Source organism: Halomonas sp. LC1 (genome assembly GCF_030247125.1).
Lineage (GTDB): Bacteria > Pseudomonadota > Gammaproteobacteria > Pseudomonadales > Halomonadaceae > Vreelandella.
On the sequence record NZ_JASSPG010000009.1, the window covers coordinates 96381 to 116812 of the forward strand.

Here is a 20432-nt window from a genome sequence, read left to right on the forward strand (position 1 = left end):
AGGCATTGAAAACACCGATGGACGCACATTACAGCCCCCGTGATATCGAACGTGATGCTCAGCAGTACTGGGACAAACACCAGTGCTTTAAAGCCGTAGAAGACGCCAACCGCGAAAAGTTCTACTGCCTATCCATGTTCCCCTACCCCAGCGGCAAGCTGCACATGGGCCACGTGCGTAATTACACTATCGGCGACGTTGTCTCACGTTTCCAGCGCATGCAGGGTAAAAATGTCATGCAGCCCATGGGCTGGGATGCGTTCGGGATGCCGGCGGAGAATGCCGCGATTCAAAACCAGGTGCCGCCCGCCAAGTGGACCTACCAAAACATTGATTACATGCGTAACCAATTGAAGGCATTGGGCTTTGCCTACGACTGGAGCCGCGAATTCGCTACCTGCGATACCAGCTACTACCGCTGGGAGCAGTGGTTCTTCACTAAGCTGGTAGAAAAAGGCTTGGTGTACAAGAAAATGTCCACGGTGAACTGGGACCCGGTCGATCAAACCGTCCTCGCCAACGAACAGGTCATCGACGGCTGTGGCTGGCGTTCCGGCGCGCCGGTGGAGCGTAAAGAGATCCCGCTGTGGTTCTTGAAGATTACCGACTACGCCGATGAGCTGCTGGCGGACTTAGATAACGTCGAGTGGCCCGAGCAGGTCAAGACCATGCAGCGCAACTGGATTGGTAAATCCCGTGGCGTCGAGCTGAGCTTTGATATTAAAGCCGCCGATGGCAGCGCCTGCGAGCCACTGGCGGTGTACACCACTCGCCCGGATACGCTGATGGGCGTGACCTACGTGGCCGTGGCCGCTGGCCACCCGCTGGCCAAACAGGCCGCCGAGCAGAGCAGCGAGATGGCGGCGTTCTGTGAAGAGTGCGCCAAAGGCGGCACCTCTGAAGCGGAAATGGCCACCAAAGAGAAGCTGGGCATGGCCACGGGCCATAAGGCCATTCACCCGTTAAGCGGTGAAGAAGTGCCGGTATTCGTGGCTAACTTCGTGCTGATGGAGTTCGGCACTGGCGCGGTCATGGCCGTACCCGCCCACGATCAACGCGACTGGGAGTTTGCCACCAAGTACGGCGTTGAGCTGAAGCCGGTAGTGGCCGACGAGCACGGCAACACGCCGGATATCTCGGAAGGCGCTTACACCGAGCACGGCACGCTGATTAATTCCGGCGAGTTCGATGGCCTGGAATTCCAAGCCGCGTTCGATGCCATTGCCGCCAAACTGGCCGAGCTTGGCCGTGGCGAAGTGAAAACCAACTATCGCCTGCGTGATTGGGGTATTGCCCGCCAGCGTTACTGGGGCGCGCCGATTCCGGTGAAGTACGGCCCGGAAGGCCAAACCGTACCGCTCTCCGATGACGAGCTGCCCGTCGCGCTGCCCATGGAAGTCACCGTGGATGCTTCCGGCTCGCCGCTGAAGAAGATGCCGGAGTTCTCCGAGCTGGGCGATGGCTGGGTGCGTGAAACCGACACCTTCGATACCTTCATGGAGTCCTCCTGGTACTTCGCCCGTTTCTGCTGTGCGGATAACCACGAAGCCATGCTGGACGAGCGCGCCAACTACTGGCTGCCGGTGGATCTCTACATTGGCGGTATCGAGCACGCCATTCTGCACCTGCTCTACGCCCGCTTCTTCCACAAGCTGCTGCGCGATTTCGGCATGGTCGATTCCGACGAGCCGTTCCAGCAGCTGCTCACCCAAGGCATGGTGATCGCGGAAACCTTCTACCGCATTAAAGATAACGGCGGTAAAGAGTGGTTCAACCCCGCCGATGTGGAAGTGAGGCGCGATGAGAAAGGCCGCCCGCTGAGCGCCATTTTGATGAGCGACGGCCAGCCCGTTGAAATGGGCGGCATCGAGAAGATGTCCAAGTCGAAGAACAACGGCGTGGATCCACAGTCGATGATCGACAAGTTCGGTGCCGACACCGTGCGCCTGTTCATGATGTTTGCCGCCCCGCCTGAGCAGTCGCTGGAGTGGTCAGATTCTGGCGTCGAAGGCGCACACCGCTTCCTGAAGCGCATCTGGCGTCAGGTGAGCGAGCACCTGGAAGCGGGCACGCCGGGCACGCTGAACGTCGATGCACTCAACGACGATCAAAAAGCGTTGCGTCGCAAAACTCACGAAACCATCAAGAAAGCCAGCGACGACATTGGCCGCCGCACCACGTTCAACACCGCCATTGCGGCTGTGATGGAGCTTTCTAACGCGGTCGCTAAATTCGACGATACCTCTGAACTGGGCCTCGCGGTTAGCCGTGAAGCGCTGGAAGCCTGCGTGCTGCTGCTGGCTCCGATTACCCCGCACCTGTGCCACACCCTGTGGCAGCAGTTGGGCCATGAGCAGCCCGCCATTGAAGCCCAGTGGCCGAAAGTAGACGAAGCCGCCCTGACCCGCGACAGCATCGAGCTGGTGGTACAGGTGAACGGTAAACTGCGCGCCCGCCTGGAAGCCCCGGCCAGCGCCGACAAAGCCGCCATCGAGCAACTGGCGATGGAAAACGAAAACGTCCAGCGCCATTTGGAAGGCAAAACGGTTCGTAAGGTGATCGTGGTGCCCGGCAAGCTGGTTAACATCGTGGTGAGTGGATGAATCGCCGTCGCTTTTTGACCCTCAGCATCGCCGCGTCAGCGGCGGTGCTGCTCAGTGGCTGTGGGTTCCGCCTGCGCGGCTCGGAATCCATGCCACGCCTGCCCGCGCTCTCGCTAGAGGGCGATGACAACAGCGCTCTCGCTCAGCAGCTTCGCACGCGCTTACAGCAGTTAGGCACGGACGTTGAGAGCAGCGCGCCTTGGCGCGTAACGCTGGGCACACCGTCACTGCAGGAGCGGCGCATTGGCACCGATGGCCGCGCAAGCCGTGAGCATGAACTAACGCTAAGCACGTCGCTGTCGGTGCAGCAGCGGGACACCAGCGCTTACGCATTGAACAATGCCACGGTGGCGACCAGCACGCGCATTCGCGTCAGCGATGACGATCTGCTGAATCGGGAAACCCTTTTCCAGGAAGCGGAGCAGACACTGACCCGCCAGCTCGCACAGCGCATCGTAGAGCGGTTGGCCAATCTCGAGGCGTTGCGGTGAAGGTATTTGCCGATCAACTGCCTGCCGCCCTGGCCAAGAAGCTGCCGAAAGCGGTGATCGTGGCGGGTGACGAGCCGCTACAGCATCGCGATGCCTGCGATGCAGTGCGTGCCGCCGCTCGCCAGGCGGGCATCGAAGAGCGGGAAGTGCTGGACGTCGAGCCCAACTTTGCCTGGGGGCGGCTCTTGGAAACCGCCAGCAACCTCTCGCTGTTTGCCTCCAACAAGCTGTTAGAACTGCGTTTGGGCAATCAAAAACTGGGGCAGGAAGGCACCAAAGCGCTGGCGCAGTACGCAGACATGATGGACGGCAGCGATGACCTGCTGCTGGTCAGCATGGGTAAGGTGGATGCCAAACAGCAGAAGAGCGCCTGGTTCAAAGCCCTGGATAAACACGGCCTGTTTGTCCCTGTATGGCCGGTCGATGCCTCACGCCTTGGTTACTGGCTGCGGGATAGAGCCTCGCATCACGGCCTACAGATCGATCTCGAAGCGGCCCGGCTGCTGGGTGAGCGTACCGAAGGCAACCTGTTGGCAGCGGATCAAGAGCTACAGAAGCTAGCGCTGATCTACCCGGCCAACACTCGACTCAACGTCGAACACATTGCCCAAGGCGTGGAGGACAGCACCCGCTTTGACGTCTTCAATCTGGCGAATGCCTGCTTGAAGGGCGAGCCCAGCCGCGCCTCTAGGATCGTCAACGGCCTGAAAAGCGAAGGCGTGGAAGCGCCGATCGTCCTATGGGCGCTGACGCGTGAGCTGCGCACCCTACTATCGCTGCATCAGCATCTGGATCAGGGGCAGAGTTTCGAGCACGCCTGCAAAACCCAAAAGCCGATGATTTTCGATAAGCGCCGTCCGGCATATCAAAAAGCTATTGGCCGCCTTTCCATGAAGCGGCTGCACAAACTATTGCTGATGGCCCAGCGCTTGGATTTAGCGGTAAAAGGCGCCTCTGCCGTGCCGCTTTGGCCGGGGCTTCACGATCTGGCCATGACTATGGCGGGTGCAAAAGGCATTCTGGCCGAAACCCCTTGGACCTATCGCATTAGTGCAAATAATTAGCACTTTGCATTTTTGCCTTAAAACCGCATCTGTTTGTTTCTATACTACTTGCTAGGTCATTCATGGCCTGCTCCCTGATAAGTCTAAGGATGAAGACGATGAAAACAGTGCGTGCTTACCTCTCGACCCTTTTGATGATTGCGTTAGTGTTCGCCAGCCTGCCCGTCGTGGCAGCCCCGACCGCCCCGCAAGGCATGGACTTGGTATCGACGCAGTCTGTTTTAGCAGGCGACCGTGCCGGCGCTGATCGCGAGCGTATCAATGAAATCCTCGCCCGTGCCGACGTGCAGGATCAGCTGCTAAAGCAGGGTGTCAATCCTGCCGACGTCGAAGCCCGTGTGGCGGCCCTTAGCGATGCCGAAGCTCAGCAAATGGCACAACAGCTCGAACAACTGCCTGCCGGTGCCGGTGTGGTAGGAGCGCTGTTCGCGGTGTTCGTGATTCTGCTGGTAACGGATATTCTCGGTCTGACCGATGTTTACCCGTTCACTCGCTAAGTCGTCTGCAGTGATGAATCGCTCCGTCAACGCCCGCTCTGCGGGCGTTTTACTGTTAAGCCTGCTGATCGTACTGCTCACCGGCTGCGCCCGCAGCCCGGTACTGTTAGAGAGCACTAGATCGAGCCTGGCCCCGCAAACCGAGCTTACCGAGGTGCCGTTTTTCGCCCAAACCGAGTACCAGTGCGGCCCGGCGACCCTGGCTATGGTGCTCAATCACGAAGGCGTCGAGGTTAACTTAGACGAGCTAATCCCTCAGGTATTCTTGCCTGAGCGTGATGGCAGCGTGCAGCCGGAAATGTTGGCCACGGTACGCCGCTACGAACGGCTGGCAATTCCCATCCGAGGTACCATGGATGCTCTGCTCACGCATCTGGAAGCAGGCAACCCGGTCGTCGTGATGCAGAACCTCGCCCTGCCCGCCTTTCCCATGTGGCACTATGCGGTGGCCATTGGCTTTGATTTGCCCAACGAGACGCTGATACTGCGCAGCGGTGAGATCGAGCGGCATACCCTGTCGTTTAGCCGTTTTGATGCTACCTGGGCGCGCACTGAGCGCTGGGGCTTTGTGGTCAGCGAGCCGGGCAGCCTGCCGGAGGGCGTGACCGCGCGCAATGCCTTGGAAGCGATTAGCGCCTTTGAAGAGCAGCACGGCCCCGACACAACGCTGAGTAGCTGGCAGGCATTCGCCGAGCGCTTCCCGCAGAACCCGATGGGCCAGTTCGCTCTGGGCAACGCGCTTTACGCAACGCAGGAACCCGAGGCAGCGTTAGCTGCGTTTGAAAACGCCACACAGATTGACCCGAACATGGGTGCCGCGTGGTTGAACCTCGCCATCTTGCAGCTTCAGCAAGAGGACACCGCCGCCGCCAGGGAATCACTCAGCCAGGCCGCTTCATTAGAAGGCGAATGGCAGCCTCGCGCCCAGCAGCTGCTGGAATCGCTATAAAGGGTATGGTTTCGGAAGGCGATGCTTGAAAAAACACGAAGGGGGCATAGCGCCCCCTTCGTGTGGCCGATCAAAAGACGCGGTTTAAGCCATTTTGCGCCGCCACCCGGTAGGCTTCGGCCATGGTTGGGTAGTTGAAGGTCGTATTCACGAAGTACTTGAGCGTATTCGCTTCGCCCTCTTGCTGCATGATCGCTTGGCCGATATGCAGAATCTCCGAGGCTTGGTCACCAAAGCAGTGGATACCCAAAATCTCTAGCGTGTCTTGGTGGAACAAGATCTTGAGCATGCCCACGGTATCGCCGGTAATCTGCGCGCGGGCGGTATCTTTGAAGAACGCCTTGCCCACTTCGTAGGGAACTTTGGCTTCGGTCAACTCGCGCTCGTTGGGGCCAAAGGAGCTGATCTCGGGAATGGTATAGATACCGGTCGGCACATCGCTAACGAAGCGGTACTCTTTTTCCAGCAGCTCGTTACACGAGTTCAAACCCTGGTCGTAGGCGGCGCTGGCAAGGCTTGGCCAACCAATCACATCCCCTGCCGCATAAATATGCGGAATCGACGTCCGGTAGTGTTCATCGACGCTGAGCTGGCCTCGGCCGTTGGCTTCTAGTCCGATGTTCTCAAGCCCTAAACTGTCAGTGTTACCGGTCCGGCCATTGGCCCAGAGGAACGCATCGGCGCGGATTTTCTTGCCGGATTTGAGGCGTACCACGACCCCGGCCTCGTCGCCCTCGACGCTCTCGTACTCTTCGTTGTGACGAATCAATACGCCGTGCTTGCGTAGATGGTACGAGAGCGCATCGCTGATCTCGTCGTCCAAGAACGACAGCAGGCTATCGCGGTTGTTAATCAGATCGACTTTGACCCCCAGGCCCGAGAAAATGGAGGCGTACTCACAGCCGATGACACCGGCGCCAAAGATCACCAGCGTACGCGGGGTATGGGAAAGGCTTAGGATGGTATCGGAGCAGTAGATGCGCGGGTGACGGAAGTTGATATCCGCCGGGCGATAAGGGCGTGAGCCGGTGGCAATGACGATTTTTTTGGCCACTAGCTCTTCCATGCCCTCTTGGCGGTCGCGAACCACGACGGTGTGCTCGTCTTTGAAGCGCGCCACACCGTGAAAGAGATCGATGCGGTTGCGCGCATAAAAGGTGGTACGCATTTCGACCTGTTTGTCGATCGTGCCACGCGAGCGCTCCATGACTTTAGGGAAAGAGAACCAGCGCGGCTCACCGATATCGCGGAACATTCGGTTGGTGTTGAACGCCATGATCTGCTTGACCTGATGGCGCAGCGCTTTGGATGGGATAGTGCCCCAGTGGGTGCAGTTACCGCCTACTTGGGCCTGTTTCTCAATGATCGCCACCCGCATACCGTGTTTGGCAGCATTGATGGCAGCGCTTTCTCCGGCGGGGCCGGTACCGATAACCACGACATCGTAATTGTGAACCGCCATACGGTTTGGATCTCCTTGTTCCCTTACATTTTCGTCAGCGCATACGTAAACGCCCGCGATTAAGCGAGCGTTCGACGTATGTGTGCGCGTATATCATGAGTGAATAACGGCACGATGGGGCTTAACGGCGCGTGACATCGTAGCCCAGGTCTGCCCCGCGACTTTCGTCGCTACGACGGCGCAGACTACCGCGTTTGCGGTTCTCTTCTTCGCAAACATCGTCTTTGCCACCGCAGATATCGCAGCCATCTTTCATACCAATTTGGTTCAACCCGCCGCAGGAACCTGCGATGGGTTTACGCCCCATCAGTACACCGACGGCCATGGCCCCCATGATCAGCGCCATAAAACCAAATACCAGTAGCCAAATTGCCATGTGGTCCTCCCAGCATTGCGTTAAGTGCCTTACCTGCCGACAGTCATTGCGCCGATAAGTGCCTTAAAAGTTACCGCCTATTGTACCCTAGCCGATGCAAAATGATCAGGCATTCGAGGCAATTTCCACACGATGTGCGTTCCCATCACCTCAAAACAAACGGGGCTAGCCCTAAGGCTAGCCCCGTTTCTAACGCACGCTGACGCGACATTAGCCGCCGAAGTCATCCAACAGGATGTTTTCCGGCTCGACCCCCATATCCAGCAGCAGCTTGATAACGGAAGCGTTCATCATGGGCGGCCCACACATGTAGTACTCACAATCTTCAGGCGCCGGGTGGTCCTTCAGATAGTTTTCGTACAGCACGTTGTGGATGAAGCCCGTCGGGCCTTCCCAGTTGTCTTCCGGCTGCGGATCGGACAGCGCCAGATGCCACTCGAAGTTCGGGAACTCTTCTGCCAGCTGATCGTACTCTTCGTTGTAGAAGGTTTCACGCCAGGAGCGCGCACCGTACCAGAACGAGATCTTACGATCCGACTTCAAACGCTTGAGCTGGTCGAAGATGTGGCTACGCATCGGCGCCATGCCCGCACCACCCCCGATGAAGACCATCTCGGCATCGGTGTCTTTGGCAAAGAACTCACCAAACGGCCCCATGACGGTCACTTTGTCACCCGGCTTCAGGCTGAAGACGTAAGTCGACATCAGGCCCGGCGGATGGCTGGTGCCAGGAGGCGGCGTCGCGATACGAATGTTGAACTTGAGGAGACCTTTCTCTTCCGGGTAGTTCGCCATGGAGTAGGCGCGGATGATTTCCTCGTTGTTCTTATGGGAAATGTCGAACAGGCCAAACTTTTCCCAGTCGCCACGGTACTCTTCTTCGATATCGAAGTCAGAGAACTTGATGTCGTAGGGCGGTGCAACGAGCTGAACGTAACCACCGGCGCGGAAAGCCACTTCTTCGCCTTCAGGCAGCTTTAGGTTGAGCTCCTTGATGAAGGTTGCGACGTTCGGGTTGGCCGTTACTTCGGTCTCCCACTTCTTCACACCGAAGACTTCTTCCGGCACTTCTACTTTCATGTCCTGTTTTACAGGAACCTGACAAGAGAGGCGCCAGCCTTCTTTCTTCTCACGCATGGTGAAGTGCGACTCTTCGGTCGGCAGGATAGAACCGCCGCCCTCTTCGACTCGGCACTTACACTGGGCGCAGGAACCGCCGCCGCCACAGGCAGAAGAGAGGAAGATACCGTTGGCCGCCAGGGTGTTCAGTAGCTTGCCGCCGGCTTGGGTCTTCAGGGTGTGCTCGGGGTCGCCGTTGACTTCGATCGTCACGTCCCCGCTACTCACTAGCTTGCTGCGCGCTGCCAGAATGATCGCCGTCAAACTAATGACGATGACCGTGAACATGACAACACCGAGCAAGATGACAGATGTATCAACCATGTCGGTTTCCTATTGCTGAAGGTTTTCTGTACCTCGGCAGCCTGGGCTGCCGAGAAAACCGGCTCCGATTAAAGCTGAATGCCAGAGAAGGACATAAAGCCCAGTGACATCAAGCCAACGGTGATAAACGTAATGCCAAGGCCCTGCAGACCGCCCGGCACGTCGCTGTACTTCAGCTTTTCACGAATACCCGCCAGGGCCGCAATCGCTAGCGCCCAACCGGTACCCGCACCGAAGCCATAAACCACGGCTTCGCCAAAGTTGTAGCTACGCTCCACCATGAACAGTACGCCACCGAGGATGGCGCAGTTAACGGTAATCAGCGGCAGGAAGACACCCAGTGCGTTGTAGAGCGACGGCACGTACTTATCAAGGAACATTTCCATGATCTGTACCAGCGCCGCGATGACACCGATGTACGAGAGCAGACCCAGGAATGACAGGTCGATGTTTTCAGCACCGCTAATGCCGGTCCAGGTCAGCGCGCCTTCTTGCAACAGGTACGTGAATACCAGGTTATTGACCGGTACCGTGATCGTCAGTACGACGATAACGGCGATGCCGAGGCCAATGGCAGAAGACACCTTCTTGGATACCGCTAGGAACGTACACATGCCCAGGAAGAAGGCAAGTGCCATGTTCTCGACGAATACCGAAGCAACGAAAAGGCTCAGATAGTGTTCCATGTTACACGGCCTCCTTCGGCTTGGTGTTGTGCTTCATCTTGAACTCGTTCTCTTCTACCTGCTCGGGGTTGACGGAGCGCAGTACCCAGATCAACAGACCGATGATGAAGAAGGCAGAAGGCGGCAGCAGCAGCAGACCGTTCGGCACGTACCAGCCACCGTTCTGGATGGTCGGCAGGACCGTGAAGCCGAAGATGCTACCCGCACCCAGCAGCTCACGAACGAAACCAACGACCATCAGAACGAAACCGTAACCCAAACCGTTACCGATACCGTCCAGGAACGACATGCCCGGCGTGTTGGACATCGCGAAACCTTCCGCGCGGCCCATTACGATGCAGTTTGTGATGATCAGACCGACGAACACCGACAGCTGCTTAGACATTTCGTAAGCATAGGCTTTGAGGATCTGGTCGACCACGATAACGAGCGAGGCAATGATAGTCATCTGAACAATGATACGGATCGAGGACGGAATGTGGTTCCGAATCAGCGATACGAACAAGTTCGAGAAAGATGTTACGAAGATAACCGCCAGCGCCATGACCAGCGACACGCTCATGCTGGTGGTGACCGCCAGAGCAGAACAGATCCCCAGAATCTGAAGCGCAATGGGGTTGTTCTTGAAAATCGGCGCCGTCAAAACGCCTTTTGCATTTACATCCGCCATGATCAGGCCCCCTCAACGTCGTCGAAGTCAGTCTCGGTGTCTTCGGCGTCTGATGGCTCGGTTCCGCTGCGGAATTTAGCCAGGTAAGGCGCAAAGCCCTCTTCACTCAGCCAGAACTGCAGCATGTTGGTCACGCCGTTACTGGTCAGCGTGGCCCCGGAGAGCGCATCGACTTCGTGCTCGTTACTCGCACCGCCTTTGGTCAGGTGGATTTCAGGAGAGAGGTCGCCCTCTTCGCTGTAAATCTCTTTACCTTCCCATTGGGCTTGCCAGCGCGGGTTGTTCACTTCGGCACCCAGACCCGGCGTTTCCGCGTGGTCGTAGTACGTGATACTGACGATGGTGTTACCGTCACCTTCAACGGAGAGGAAGCCCATCATACGACCCCAGAGGCCCTGGCCACGAATGGGCAGAACGATCTGATCGGGGTTTTCAGCATCGCCGACCAGATACACGGTCGCGAAGTTTTCCACCTGCGTCAGGCCCGCGATGTCACGGTCGCCAGACAGCGTGCGGCCAGTGGCCGGGTCACGCGCAGCTTCGAAACCATCGAAGGTCTCGGGATCGAACTGATCGGTATAGTCACCGGTTTCGAGTTCGACGACGCGCGCAGTGATCTGGTTGCTGAACGCTTCTTCCACATCCATACCCGGCTCGTAAAGACGCGCCACGTTGAGGATGTTGGTTTTACGGTCCAGCTCCTGATTGAGCTGCTGCGCTGGGCGCAGTGCTACGGCCGCCGTCGAAACGATGACCGAGCACACGATGCACAGCGAGAACGCTACGATCAGGACTTTCTTGATGGAGTTGTTACCTTGTGCCATTAGGCAGTCTCCTCGGCCGGTACGCCAGTACGCTTGAGACGGCGCTTCACATTGGCCTGGACGAAGAAGTGGTCAATCAGCGGCGCAAACAGGTTGGCGAACAGGATGGCCAGCATGATGCCTTCCGGGAACGCCGGGTTCACCACGCGGATCAGCACGGTCATGACACCGATCAGTGCACCGAACACCAGGCGACCTTGGTTGGTCATCGCAGCCGACACGGGGTCGGTCGCCATGAACACCATACCGAAGGCAAAGCCACCGATGACGAGGTGCCAGTACCAGGGCATCGCGAACATCGGGTTGGTATCAGAACCGATCAGGTTGAACAGCGTGCTGGTGACCACCATGCCTAGGAAAACGCCCAGCATGATGCGCCAGTTGGCAATCTTGGTCCACAGCAGGACTGCAGCACCGATCAGGATCGCCAGCGTCGAGACTTCACCCACGGAACCGGGAATGAAGCCCAGGAAGGCATCCCACCAGCTGTAGGTATCGGTCAGTGCGGACATGCCATCTTGGAACGCCATGGAGAGCGCTGTCGCACCCGTGTAACCGTCGGCTGCTACCCATACCGCGTCACCGGAGATTTGCGCCGGATACGCGAAGTAGAGGAAGGCACGGCCGGTCAGCGCAGGGTTCAAGAAGTTCTTACCCGTGCCGCCGAAGATCTCTTTACCGATCACGACACCAAAGGTGATGCCCAAGGCAACCTGCCAAAGCGGAATCGTGGCCGGCAGAATCAGCGCAAACAGCACAGAGGTCACGAAGAAGCCTTCGTTGACTTCGTGGCCGCGCTTGATGGCGAACATCACTTCCCAGAAACCACCCACGGCGAAGGTCACCAAGTAGATGGGCAGGAAGTAAGTCGCGCCGAGAACGAAGTTCGCCCACAGGCTGCTCGGATCATGACCGCCCGCGAGGGTCATCATGATGGCTTCGCGCCAGCCGTTCATGGAGGCATAGCCCGCTTCGATAGCGGTGTTCGCCTGCCAGCCTGCGTTCCACATACCGAAGAACATGGCCGGGAAGGTACACATCCACACGGTGATCATGATGCGTTTCAGGTCGACGCCATCACGCACGTGCGCGGTCGTTTTGGCAACGCTGGGCGGCGAGTAGAAAATGGTGTCTACCGCTTCGTACAGCGGATAGAACTTTTCGTACTTACCACCTTTATGGAAGTGCGGCTCGAGATTATCGAGTGTTTGTCGAATACCCATCATCAGGCCTCTTTCTCGATCATGGTGAGATTGTCACGCAGGATTGGGCCGTACTCGTATTTGCCGGGGCAAACATAGGTACACAGCGCCAGATCCTCTTCGTCCAGCTCAAGACACCCAAGCTGCATGGCAACCTCAATGTCGCCCACAATCAGCGAACGCAGCAGTTGCGTTGGCATGACATCCAACGGCATGACGCGTTCGTAGTTACCCACCGGCACCATGGCACGCTCGGAACCATTTGTAGAGGTGGTCGGCGCGTAGTTGCTTAGGCCTTTAATTTTGGAGAGATAGATGCCCATCACCGAATGGCGGTTGGCACCGGGAGAGAGCCATCCCATAAAGGTGCGCTTGTTACCCTCTTCCAGCAAGCTGACTTGGTTGTGGAAACGCCCCAAGTAGGTCACCTTGCCTTCTGCGGCAGCGCCAGAGAAGACCGAGCCAGAAATCACGCGAGTGTCTTCCGGTTGGATGATTTCACCTGCCAAGAGTTCCTCGGTGCTCGCCCCGATACGGGTACGCAGCAGGCGAGGTTTCTGGGCACGCGGGCCACCCACCGCAATGATGCGGCTCATGTCCAGTTTACCTTCGGCAAACAGCTTACCGAATGCAATGACGTCCTGATAACCGATGTGCCACACTTTTTTATGTAGCGCGACGGGCGAGAGGTAGTGAATATGCGTGCCTACCAAGCCTGCCGGGTGCGGCCCAGCGAAACTTTCCGTCTTGACGCCGCTGATATCACTGCCCGGTACGGAAGCGTTAGCCCCCGTGCACAGAAAAACGTTGCCCTCGGTCAGGCGGGTTAGCACCTTGAGGCCGTCTTCGAATGCTTGAGCATTTTCATTGATGATAAAGGCAGGGTCAGCGCTCAGCGGATGGGTATCCACGGCGGTGACGAAAATATCGGCAGGAACGCTATCGATGGCTGGCGTACGTGAGAAAGGACGGGTGCGCAGCGCAGTCCACAATCCTGACTCAACGAGCTGGTCGACAACGGTTTGACGATCAAGCTGTGCTAAAGCGCCACGATCATGAGAAGCAAATGTCATCGCTTCTTCATTTTCATCGACTTTAATGACCACAGACAATAAACGTCGTTTTTCGCCACGGTTAATAGCGACTACTTCACCACCGGCAGGCGCCGTAAAACGTACGCCGTCGATTTTCTTGTCGGTGAAGAGAAGCTGGCCTAATTTGACCTTATCCCCTTCCTGAACTTCCATGGTTGGCTTCATGCCAACATAGTCAGTGCCCAGGATTGCCACGTGACGCACAGGCTGCGCATCTTCAATACGCTGCTCGGGCGCTCCCGTGATGGGGAGATCCAGGCCTTTTTTGACTTCGATCATAGTCTCGCCCAGTTGATGGATCGGATATACGAAGGTAAGGGGTTCGAATGCTTATTTTCTGTTCAGTGAATTCTTGTTTTGCTGTTCAGATCGTTACCAGTCAGGCTCAAGCACGCTTGAACCACCCCGAAAAATCTATCGCATTATAAAGATAAGCGCGGCCAATGACCACATCCCTGATGGCCTCCAAAAGTGCTATATGCCGTTCTAGGTCATTTGTTTCTGATACAAAAAACGCCACCCGAAGGTGGCGTTTGTCAAGCCAATGGCGCAACTGCCCTACATGAGTGCGTCCAGGGCATATGCCCGCAAAGACTTAGTGCGGCAGTTTCAAGAATTGCACGTTGGACATGTGCTGCAGGATACGAATGACTTGGCAGCTATAGCCAAACTCGTTGTCGTACCAGACATACACCACGGCGTGATTGCCGTTGGCGATGGTCGCTTTAGCATCGACGATGCCCGCATGACGGTTCCCGACGAAATCAGACGAGACCACTTCGGCCGAGTCGACGAAATCGATCTGCTTTTGGTAAGCGGAGTCGATGGACATACGACGCAGGTAGTCGTTGAGGGCCTCGGCGTCGGTGCCTTTGTCCAACGTCAGATTCAAAATCGCCATGGAGACGTTCGGCGTTGGCACGCGAATCGCGTTACCGGTCAGCTTGCCCTCGAGCTCCGGCAGCGCCTTGGCAACGGCTTTGGCGGCACCGGTTTCGGTCAGTACCATGTTCAGTGCCGCACTGCGGCCACGGCGGTCGCCTTTGTGGTAGTTGTCGATGAGGTTTTGGTCGTTGGTATAAGCATGGACGGTCTCCACATGGCCCGTCACCACGCCATACTCATCGTTCAACACCTTGAGCACCGGCACGATGGCATTGGTGGTGCACGAGGCCGCCGAGACGATTCGGTCACTGTCACCAATCGTCTCGTGGTTGATGCCGAACACGATGTTCTTGATGTCGCCTTTGCCCGGCGCGGTCAGTAGCGCTTTCGCAGCGCCTTTGCACTCCAAGTGCTGCCCCAAGCCCGCTTCATCGCGCCAGATACCGGTATTGTCCACGATGACCGCATTGTGGATATCGTAGGCGGTGTAATCGATCTCACTGGGGGAGTCCGCGTAGATCACCTGCACCACGTTGCCGTTGATGGTCAACGTGCGTGCATCGGCATCGACGGAAATGGTGCCGTCGAACGGGCCGTGTACGGAGTCGCGGCGTAGCAGGCTCGCCCGTTTTTCCAGATCTTTCGACACGTCGCCGCGGCCACGCACTACGATGGCACGCAAGCGCAGCAGGTTACCACCACCGGCCTTCTCGACCATGACCCGCGCCAGCAGGCGGCCAATGCGGCCAAAACCGTACAGCACGACGTCTTGCGGCTCGCCTTTGCTGCCTTCCGGCTGATAGCCGTCGATGATTTCGCTCAGCTCTTTACGCAAAAAGGCGTTCAGATCGCCGCCGCCCTGACGCTTGAAGCTGACCGCTAGCTTGCCTACGTCCACGTGCGCCGGGCCCAAGTTCATCTCACTCATCGCTTTGACGATGGGGAAGGTATCTTCCACCGACAGCTCGGTGCCCTCGATTTTGCGCACAAAACGATGATCTTTGAGAATACGAATGACCGACCGCTTGATCAGAGAGCGTCCGAACATCGTGGCCACAACATTGTTCTGGCGATAAAGCTGACCCACCAGCGGGATCATCTGCTCGGCCAGAGCTTCATTGTTTTGCCATTCCTGAAAAACGTTTTCGAGCGCTTGCTGACTCACGTGCGGCCTCATTGAGTTATGAACGGGGATGTCCGGGGCATTATCCGGGGCTTATTAGAGGGCCGCAATGAATGGATAGTCGCACAACATGTAGGGGTATTACAGAAAATGGGCATTGACTACAAACGGTAATAATGCAGTGCCTCATGGCGCTTAACCTCCGCCTTCCCCGAAGGTCTCTGCCTGACAGGGCTGATCGTGTATGATTCAGGTTCCGTTTCTGCGCAAAACGATACCTTGACTATGCCTTCTTTCTCTCTGCTCGAACCGCCCCAGCCGCAAGGGATTCGCGACACGCTCTATATGCAAGCGCCGCCGGGCAGTGCGACGGCCCTAGCGCTGGCTCAGGTAGCGTCCAGCGCCCCGCTGCTCGTGATCACCCCCAATACTGCGAGCGCACAGCGCTTGGAGCAGGATCTGGCGTTTTATAGCAGCGTACCCGTTCTCCCCTTCCCCGATTGGGAAACACTTCCCTACGACAGTTTCTCGCCACACCAGGACATCATTTCCGCCCGGCTGAGAACGCTGCGCTTACTGCAGGATGGCGTCCGGGGGATCGTGCTCGTACCGATCAACACGCTGATGCAGCGCCTACCCCCGGTTTCCTACATCGCGGGCCGCGTGATGACACTAAAGGCTGGGGCCACACTCAACCGCGAAACGTTCCGCGAATCGCTCTCCCGAGCAGGCTATCGTGCGGTCGAGACCGTTTACGAGCCGGGTGAGTACGCCATGCGCGGTGCCATCATCGATCTGTTTGCCATGGGCATGGACGAACCCATCCGCATCGACCTCTTCGATGACGAGATCGATACGTTGCGCCACTTCGATCCGGGCAGCCAGCGCTCCACGGACAAAGTGGATACCATCGAGCTGCTGCCCGCCCACGAATATTCGCTGAGTCGCGGTGCTATTGCCTGCTTCCGCGAGCAGTTTGAAACGCTCTTCGACGTCGACCCGCGCCAGTGTCCGCTCTATAACGATGCGCTGAAAGCGATCCCCTCGCCCGGGCTAGAGCAGTACCTACCGCTGTTCTTCGATGAGACGGCCTCTCTGTTCGAGCACCTGACCGATGACACCCGCATTGCCCTGCTACCCGGGGTATTTCACGCGGCCGAACAGCATTGGCAGGCCATCGAGTCGCGCTACGTCAACCTCGGTGTTGATCCAACACGCCCTCTTCTGCCGCCCCATCGGGCCTTTTTCCCGGTCAACGAGGTGTTCTCGGCCATCAAAGCGCGACCGCGCCTGGAGCTCACCGAGGACGAGGCCCAGCGCCACGCGCTGACCCCACTGGCGCAAGCGCTGCCTACTCTCTCGATCAATGCGCGGGCCAAGCAGCCGTTGAGCGAGCTGGCGAACTTCCTGGAGCAACATCCCCGCACTCGGGTACTGTTCGTGGCGGAGTCTCGCGGGCGTCGGGAAGCACTGGAAGACGTGCTCTCCCCGCTAAGACTCTCGCTACCCCATAGCGAGAGTTTCCAGGCATTTCTGGCGGGCACCGAGCGCATGGCGATCACCGAAAGTCTGGTTGGCAGCGGCCTGTGGCTCACCGATCCCGATGTCGCGGTGATCAGTGAAACCGAACTGTTTGGTGACGTGGTGCGACAAAGCCGCCGGCGCGAAAAAGCAACCGACGACAACGAACTGGCGGTTCGTCACTTATCCGAGCTGCGCGAAGGCGCCCCGGTGGTTCACCAAGCCCACGGCGTGGGCCGCTACCTGGGGCTGGAAACCCTGGAGGCAGGCGGCCAAGCGAATGAGTTTCTCGCGCTCTCCTACGCCGATGGCGCCAAGCTGTACGTCCCGGTGGACAGTCTGCATCTCATCTCACGCTACAGCGGCGCCGACGACGAACTCGCTCCGCTGCACAAACTGGGCTCCGATCAGTGGGAGAAAGCCCGTCGCAAGGCCGCCGAAAAGATTCGCGATACCGCCGCCGAGCTGCTCGACATCTATGCGCGCCGCGAAGCCCAACAGGGCGTAGTCTACGAAACGCCCGGGGAAGAGTACGTGCGCTTTGCCGCCAGCTTCCCTTTCGAGGAAACCCCCGATCAGCAAGCCGCCATCGAAGCGGTGATCGGCGACATGGTGTCGCCACAGCCGATGGATCGCGTCGTGTGCGGCGACGTGGGGTTTGGCAAAACCGAAGTGGCCATGCGCGCGGCCTTTCTCGCCGTTCAATCGGGTCGGCAGGTCGTGGTGCTCGTACCAACGACCCTGTTGGCGCGGCAACACTTCGAGAACTTCCGTGATCGCTTCGCCGATACCGCCGTCAATATTAGCCTGATCTCGCGCTTCACCGGCGGCAAGGAGATGACGCAGACTCTAGACGGTATCAAAAGCGGCCAGACCGACATCGTCATCGGCACCCATAAGCTGCTGTCGAAGAGCGTCGAGCTGCCCAAAATGGGCCTGCTGATTATCGACGAAGAGCACCGTTTCGGCGTTGCCCAGAAAGAGAAGCTCAAAACCCTGCGCGCGGAAATCGACATTCTCACGCTGACGGCCACGCCGATTCCGCGCACGCTCAACATGGCCATGAGCGGCATCCGCGATCTTTCCATCATCGCCACCCCACCGGCTCGGCGCCTATCGGTCAAAACCTTCGTACAGCAGCGGGACAGCAGCGTCATCAAAGAGGCGCTGCTGCGGGAGATTCTGCGTGGCGGCCAGGTGTACTTCTTGCACAACGAAGTCAAAACTATCGAAAACGCCGCCGAACAGATTCGCGAGCTGGTGCCGGAAGCCCGTGTCGCCGTCGCCCACGGCCAGCTACCGGAGCGCAGCCTGGAGCGCGTGATGTCCGATTTTTACCACCGCCGCTTCAACGTGCTGGTGTGCTCGACCATCATCGAAACGGGCATCGACGTTCCCAGCGCCAATACCATTTTGATCGAACGGGCGGACAAATTTGGTTTGGCGCAGCTACACCAGCTGCGCGGCCGTGTGGGGCGCAGCCACCATCAGGCTTACGCTTACTTGCTGACTCCGCCGCCTAAAGCCATGACCCGGGACGCGGTCAAACGCCTGGAAGCCATCAGCGCCTCCGACGATCTCGGCGCAGGCTTCACCCTGGCGAGCCACGACATGGAGATTCGCGGCGCAGGGGAGCTGTTGGGCGATGAGCAGAGTGGCCAGATGGAAACCATCGGCTACACCCTTTATATGGAGATGCTGGACCGCGCGGTGAAAGCGATACGCGCAGGCAAAACGCCCAACATCGACGCCCCCTTCAATACCGGCGTCGAGATTAGCCTGAATTTGCCCGCCCTGATCCCCGATGATTACTTGCACGACGTGCAGCAGCGCCTGGTCATGTACAAGCGCATTGCCAACACCCAGTCCGATGCCGAACTGAAAGAGCTTCAGGTGGAGCTGATCGACCGCTTCGGCTTGCTGCCTCAGCCGTTGAAGAACTTGATACGTCAAACCAAGCTACGCCACCGGGCCGAACAGCTCGGCGTCGCCCGTATCGAGGCGGGCGAGCAGCGCGGCCGAGTGATCTTCAATAGCAGTACCCAAGTAGACCCGCTGACGCTGGTCACTCTGATCCAGAAATCCCCCCAGCACTACCGCTTGGATGGTTCCGACACCTTACGATTTGAATTTCCAATGGAATCGGTCGAACAGCGTTTCGAAAAGATTGAAGCGCTGTTGACGACCCTCAATCAAAAAGTAGCGGCGGCGTGAACCTTGGGGCAAACTTATACCTAAGCAGCACACATCGGCAACGCATCGCTGCCCATTACCATGCGTACCAGCAGTGCATACATTGATTAGGATCGACCATGAACATTCGTAACAACATTACCCGTTGGGGCCCCACTAGCCTGGCAGTATTGCTAGCAGCGAGCCTTGTGGGCCCCGTCTATGCACAGCCATCGGCCGAACAGGCCGAGACTGCGGTGGCGATCACCGATGATGCCGCCGCTAGTGCCGAGCAGGTTGCCAATGCCCAGGAACAGCTGCCCCGCGGCCACTTCCGTCTACCCGAACAGGGCGACATTATCGGCGAGAACTACACTGTCACTGTCGAAAATCCAGAAGACACGCTGATCGACATTGCCCGTCGCCATAACATCGGCTACGAAGAGATTCGCATGGCGAATCCAGACGTCAGCCTGTGGGTACCGGGTGAAGGCACCGAGGTGGTGATTCCTGCGCACTACATTCTGCCCCCCGCCCCCCGCGAGGGCGTGGTGGTCAATCTCTCCGAGCTGCGTCTTTACTACTACCCGGCCGATAAACCCGGCATCGTCGAAACCTATCCGGTGAGCGTTGGGCGGGAAGAGTTCGCCACGCCCGTGGGCATCACGCGGACCACGGTCAAGGTCAAAGATCCCGCCTGGGCACCGCCCGCCTCGATGCGTCGTGAAGCTGCCGAGCGCGGCGAGCCCGCCCCCTCTATCGTTCCACCGGGGCCCGACAACCCGCTTGGCCGCCATGCCATCCTGCTGGCCATGCCGAGCTACTTGATTCACGGCACCAACCGTCCTGATGGCGTGGGTATGCGCGTCAGCCGCGGCTGCATTCGTATGTATCCTGAAGATATCGAATCACTCTACGAGCGCCTGCCTAGCGGCACTCAGGTCAACCTGATGGATGCGCCGTTCAAAGCGGGCTGGGCGGCTGACGGCACACTGTTCGTGCAGTCGTATCCGCAACTCGAAGAGAACGTCGGTGATTTCGAGCCATTGCTCAATGCCATCGAGCGCGTTAGCGAGCTTGCCGACGAACAAGCAGAGATCGACTACGAGCAGGTCAAGCGTGCGGTAGAAGCGCCGGATGGTCGTTTCGTAGCGCTGTACGGACCCCAGGCGCCTGCTCCCGAGCCGGAACCAGAACCGCAACCCACGCAACAGCTGGAAGGCATTTTGAAGGGCGTTGAGCTTTCCACTACCGTCCGCGTGGAAGGCGATGCCTGACAAGGCAAACGCCAGCCAACAAAAAACCCCGCCGAGGCGGGGTTTTTCACATCTACAGCAACCACCGAACATGTATCATGTTCGGTGGTCCAA

General features: G+C 58.2%; 16 protein-coding genes. 7 read left to right on the top strand and 9 right to left on the bottom strand.

The window, feature by feature from the left end:
- Nucleotides 1–17: 17 nt before the first annotated feature.
- The 5 genes from leuS (at nt 18) to QIT27_RS15265 (ending at nt 5604) form a co-directional block, all read left to right on the top strand.
- The gene (gene leuS / locus QIT27_RS15245) at nt 18–2603 is read left to right on the top strand and encodes a leucine--tRNA ligase (protein ID WP_285264289.1); all 2586 of its coding nucleotides are present in this window, start codon (nt 18–20) and stop codon (nt 2601–2603) included.
- Nucleotides 2600–3094, top strand: coding sequence for an LPS-assembly lipoprotein LptE (locus tag QIT27_RS15250; protein ID WP_253018858.1), 495 nt, complete (start codon nt 2600–2602; stop codon nt 3092–3094). The genes leuS and QIT27_RS15250 overlap by 4 nt, the downstream gene beginning before the upstream one ends.
- Nucleotides 3091–4158 (top strand): DNA polymerase III subunit delta, encoded by a 1068-nt coding sequence (gene holA, locus QIT27_RS15255; RefSeq protein ID WP_285264290.1) that lies wholly within the window; start codon nt 3091–3093, stop codon nt 4156–4158. Before QIT27_RS15250 ends, holA begins: the two co-directional genes overlap by 4 nt.
- Nucleotides 4159–4256: 98 nt before the next feature.
- Entirely contained in the window at nt 4257–4655 is a 399-nt protein-coding gene (locus tag QIT27_RS15260; protein ID WP_159341930.1) for a PA2779 family protein, read from the top strand.
- On the top strand, nt 4633–5604 hold the full coding sequence (locus QIT27_RS15265) for a PA2778 family cysteine peptidase (RefSeq protein ID WP_285264291.1): 972 nt from the start codon (nt 4633–4635) through the stop codon (nt 5602–5604). Before QIT27_RS15260 ends, QIT27_RS15265 begins: the two co-directional genes overlap by 23 nt.
- A 70-nt stretch (nt 5605–5674) precedes the next feature.
- Here the strand turns inward: QIT27_RS15265 and sthA are convergent, their stop codons facing one another.
- From sthA to QIT27_RS15310, 9 genes are all read right to left on the bottom strand, one after another.
- Nucleotides 5675–7066: a Si-specific NAD(P)(+) transhydrogenase gene (gene sthA, locus QIT27_RS15270; RefSeq protein ID WP_159341928.1), complete on the bottom strand. Its 1392-nt coding sequence runs from the start codon at nt 7064–7066 to the stop codon at nt 5675–5677.
- Between the two features lie 121 nt (nt 7067–7187).
- Nucleotides 7188–7442, bottom strand: a complete 255-nt coding sequence (gene nqrM, locus QIT27_RS15275; protein WP_159341927.1) for a (Na+)-NQR maturation NqrM — start codon at nt 7440–7442, stop codon at nt 7188–7190.
- A gap of 210 nt (nt 7443–7652) precedes the next feature.
- Nucleotides 7653–8885 (bottom strand): NADH:ubiquinone reductase (Na(+)-transporting) subunit F, encoded by a 1233-nt coding sequence (gene nqrF / locus QIT27_RS15280; RefSeq protein WP_159341926.1) that lies wholly within the window; start codon nt 8883–8885, stop codon nt 7653–7655.
- A gap of 68 nt (nt 8886–8953) precedes the next feature.
- Nucleotides 8954–9571, bottom strand: coding sequence for an NADH:ubiquinone reductase (Na(+)-transporting) subunit E (nqrE, locus tag QIT27_RS15285; protein WP_044628064.1), 618 nt, complete (start codon nt 9569–9571; stop codon nt 8954–8956).
- Nucleotide 9572: 1 nt separating this feature from the next.
- Nucleotides 9573–10241, bottom strand: coding sequence for an NADH:ubiquinone reductase (Na(+)-transporting) subunit D (locus tag QIT27_RS15290; RefSeq protein ID WP_120387062.1), 669 nt, complete (start codon nt 10239–10241; stop codon nt 9573–9575).
- Between the two features lie 2 nt (nt 10242–10243).
- Nucleotides 10244–11065 (bottom strand): Na(+)-translocating NADH-quinone reductase subunit C, encoded by an 822-nt coding sequence (locus QIT27_RS15295; RefSeq protein WP_159341925.1) that lies wholly within the window; start codon nt 11063–11065, stop codon nt 10244–10246.
- The gene (locus QIT27_RS15300) at nt 11065–12291 is read right to left on the bottom strand and encodes an NADH:ubiquinone reductase (Na(+)-transporting) subunit B (protein ID WP_285264292.1); all 1227 of its coding nucleotides are present in this window, start codon (nt 12289–12291) and stop codon (nt 11065–11067) included. The genes QIT27_RS15295 and QIT27_RS15300 overlap by 1 nt, the downstream gene beginning before the upstream one ends.
- Nucleotides 12291–13640, bottom strand: coding sequence for a Na(+)-translocating NADH-quinone reductase subunit A (locus tag QIT27_RS15305; RefSeq protein ID WP_159341923.1), 1350 nt, complete (start codon nt 13638–13640; stop codon nt 12291–12293). Before QIT27_RS15305 ends, QIT27_RS15300 begins: the two co-directional genes overlap by 1 nt.
- Before the next feature lie 316 nt (nt 13641–13956).
- The gene (locus QIT27_RS15310) at nt 13957–15411 is read right to left on the bottom strand and encodes a glyceraldehyde-3-phosphate dehydrogenase (RefSeq protein WP_159341922.1); all 1455 of its coding nucleotides are present in this window, start codon (nt 15409–15411) and stop codon (nt 13957–13959) included.
- Nucleotides 15412–15654: 243 nt separating this feature from the next.
- Between QIT27_RS15310 and mfd the strand changes: the two genes are divergently transcribed.
- Together mfd and QIT27_RS15320 are read left to right on the top strand one after the other, a co-directional pair.
- Entirely contained in the window at nt 15655–19104 is a 3450-nt protein-coding gene (gene mfd, locus QIT27_RS15315) for a transcription-repair coupling factor (RefSeq protein ID WP_285264293.1), read from the top strand.
- Nucleotides 19105–19202: 98 nt separating this feature from the next.
- Nucleotides 19203–20339: a L,D-transpeptidase family protein gene (locus tag QIT27_RS15320; RefSeq protein ID WP_285264294.1), complete on the top strand. Its 1137-nt coding sequence runs from the start codon at nt 19203–19205 to the stop codon at nt 20337–20339.
- Nucleotides 20340–20432: the final 93 nt, after the last annotated feature.

What these genes read in the sequence shown, in the direction of transcription:
- leuS (WP_285264289.1), top strand. Translation starts at nt 18, where the DNA reads ATGGACGCACATTACAGCCCCCGTGATATCGAACGTGATGCTCAGCAG.
- QIT27_RS15320 (WP_285264294.1), top strand. Translation starts at nt 19,203, where the DNA reads ATGAACATTCGTAACAACATTACCCGTTGGGGCCCCACTAGCCTGGCA.
- nqrF (WP_159341926.1), bottom strand. Translation starts at nt 8,885, where the DNA reads ATGGTTGATACATCTGTCATCTTGCTCGGTGTTGTCATGTTCACGGTC.
- sthA (WP_159341928.1), bottom strand. Translation starts at nt 7,066, where the DNA reads ATGGCGGTTCACAATTACGATGTCGTGGTTATCGGTACCGGCCCCGCC.
- QIT27_RS15295 (WP_159341925.1), bottom strand. Translation starts at nt 11,065, where the DNA reads ATGGCACAAGGTAACAACTCCATCAAGAAAGTCCTGATCGTAGCGTTC.
- nqrM (WP_159341927.1), bottom strand. Translation starts at nt 7,442, where the DNA reads ATGGCAATTTGGCTACTGGTATTTGGTTTTATGGCGCTGATCATGGGG.
- QIT27_RS15265 (WP_285264291.1), top strand. Translation starts at nt 4,633, where the DNA reads ATGTTTACCCGTTCACTCGCTAAGTCGTCTGCAGTGATGAATCGCTCC.
- QIT27_RS15290 (WP_120387062.1), bottom strand. Translation starts at nt 10,241, where the DNA reads ATGGCGGATGTAAATGCAAAAGGCGTTTTGACGGCGCCGATTTTCAAG.
- QIT27_RS15305 (WP_159341923.1), bottom strand. Translation starts at nt 13,640, where the DNA reads ATGATCGAAGTCAAAAAAGGCCTGGATCTCCCCATCACGGGAGCGCCC.
- mfd (WP_285264293.1), top strand. Translation starts at nt 15,655, where the DNA reads ATGCCTTCTTTCTCTCTGCTCGAACCGCCCCAGCCGCAAGGGATTCGC.
- QIT27_RS15300 (WP_285264292.1), bottom strand. Translation starts at nt 12,291, where the DNA reads ATGATGGGTATTCGACAAACACTCGATAATCTCGAGCCGCACTTCCAT.
- QIT27_RS15260 (WP_159341930.1), top strand. Translation starts at nt 4,257, where the DNA reads ATGAAAACAGTGCGTGCTTACCTCTCGACCCTTTTGATGATTGCGTTA.
- nqrE (WP_044628064.1), bottom strand. Translation starts at nt 9,571, where the DNA reads ATGGAACACTATCTGAGCCTTTTCGTTGCTTCGGTATTCGTCGAGAAC.
- QIT27_RS15250 (WP_253018858.1), top strand. Translation starts at nt 2,600, where the DNA reads ATGAATCGCCGTCGCTTTTTGACCCTCAGCATCGCCGCGTCAGCGGCG.